This window comes from Thalassobellus sediminis (assembly GCF_044386045.1).
GTDB classification, from domain to species: domain Bacteria; phylum Bacteroidota; class Bacteroidia; order Flavobacteriales; family Flavobacteriaceae; genus Thalassobellus; species Thalassobellus sediminis.
Genome location: NZ_JBISCD010000013.1, coordinates 1 through 282, shown reverse-complemented (window position 1 = coordinate 282; position 282 = coordinate 1). Strand labels below are relative to the sequence as shown.

The window sequence follows — 282 nt, the reverse complement described above, 5'->3', positions numbered from 1 at the left end:
ACGAGTGTAACTTATAATGTAACGGACTTATGTGAGTCTGGTCAAGATACAGCTACATTTACAGTAACTCCTGCTGATGCGTTAACAATTAGTGATGTTCAAGATCTTACTGTGAATGCTTGTGACTTTGATGATCAAGCGGCGTTAGATACAGCCTTTGCTAATTGGATTGCTGGGTTTAGTGTAACTGGTGGTTGTGATCCGCAAGCTACAGATATTAGTGTACTTACTACTCCTGCTTTATGTGAGGGTGGTAATACGAGTGTAACTTATAATGTAACG

1 protein-coding gene is annotated in these 282 nt (G+C 39.7%); it reads left to right on the top strand.

The features are described from left to right. The coding region (locus tag ACH5TW_RS15955; protein ID WP_439334452.1) for a hypothetical protein at positions 1–282 on the top strand (282 nt) is incomplete at both ends.